Annotated in this window: 3 protein-coding genes; all 3 read left to right on the top strand. The window is 48.9% G+C overall.

Annotation, left to right across the window (positions count from 1 at the left end; all coding sequences use genetic code 11):
• On the top strand, nucleotides 1-264 hold a 264-nt coding region (locus F6K53_RS42335; protein WP_293086506.1), incomplete at its 5' end, for a hypothetical protein.
• A 24-nt stretch (nucleotides 265-288) separates the two neighbouring features.
• Nucleotides 289-762 (top strand): hypothetical protein, encoded by a 474-nt coding sequence (locus tag F6K53_RS42330; protein ID WP_293086504.1) that lies wholly within the window; start codon nucleotides 289-291, stop codon nucleotides 760-762.
• 50 nt (nucleotides 763-812) lie between these two features.
• On the top strand, nucleotides 813-1,433 hold a 621-nt coding region (locus tag F6K53_RS42325; protein ID WP_293086502.1), incomplete at its 3' end, for a hypothetical protein.

Below are 1,433 nucleotides of genomic sequence, written 5' to 3'. Positions count from 1 at the left end.
TATGATCTTTCTGGAAGTCTTCTCCCAACAAATATTCGTTCTAAACTTGAATCCTTAGGCGACATCAAATTCTTAGTGCGAGACAATGATAAAGGGAGTAAGGACATAACGCTTTCCTATGCGAGCGATTTGACCCTAAACCTCTCAGAATTGGTCGACTTAGGTGCTCTGCCAGATGATATTGCGTCATTTATTGATGGTGATAACAATACTGACGGAACTCAATTAATGCTAGTTCCAACTAAGTTTGTTTGGATATCATAAGGTCATCGAGTTTGGAGGCCAAGTATGATGGCCAAACGCAAGCAACGAGGGACAGCAGGGGATAGAACGATCTGCCTGCCCATCGCCGATACCCTTGATTATGACCAGTTGGTTGAGGATCGTGAGGCCTACCGAGAGTACCTGAACGAGCAAATAGCCAGCTATCCGGAGCTGTTCCCCGAGGGAATTGAGGAGGGATATCGGTTTCATGGGTGGGTGACCTCAGCTCGCCAGCACCTGAAAACCCGTCGTATTTATCTTCCCAAACAAAAAACGGCCTATCAACTGCGTCCCGATTTCGTCACGCCTTATATGAGTGAAACGTCTGAACTAGCGGGCAAAGCGATGTATTTGCGAAAGCATGGCATCTCCTATGATGGGATTGCTTACGTCTTGGGTCGCTCGGAGATGCATTGGTATCGGTTGTGTCAATCTCTGGGCCGAGCATCGATTGTCGGAACAACGTTGAAAACAGACGATTCGCTCCCCCCCATCTAGTGGCCGATGAAAAGCATTGTAGTCATAAAGGAGAGCGTATCTATTGGGCCGTGACCGCGGCTAAAGGCTGTATTGTGGGCAGTGGCCTAAGCCCAACGGCTGGATACGAGGACTTGCAAGCGGCTTATGGGGACTTTGAGCAAGAGATGAGCGACCATGTCCCTGACTATCGCCCTGAGACGGTCACCACGGATGGATGGGACGCGACTCGTCGAGCCTGGGAAACCCTATTCCCTGGCATCACCTGGATTTTGTGCTTTCTACATGAGGTGATTAAAGTGCGTGATTGGTGTCGCTCTAAGCCTGATTTACGCACCTGCTTAACCGACAAGCTTTGGCATATTTATCACGCTACTGGCAAACGTCAATTTGCTCAACGGTTGCGTCGTTTTCTCGAATGGACACAATCGGTGGATCTTCCCAACGCCATCCATGACCGGGTACAACGACTCAGAGAAAAATCTCTATTTTTCCAGAGAGCCTTTGACTTTCCTGAGACCTATCGCACCAGTAATCAGGTGGATCGCCCCATGAACTATCTCGACCGAGCACTCTATGCCATGCAAGATTTTCATGGGTCTTGGGAGGCCGCTGAGTTATCCGTTCGCTCCATGGCGATGCTATGGAATTTTCATCCATTCTGTCGTAAAATTCAGCAGCAGAATGGAGGA

Source organism: Moorena sp. SIO4A1 (assembly GCF_010672065.1).
GTDB lineage: Bacteria > Cyanobacteriota > Cyanobacteriia > Cyanobacteriales > Coleofasciculaceae > Moorena.
Note: the sequence above shows the minus strand (reverse complement) of the source record. Positions and strands in the feature narration are given on the sequence as shown.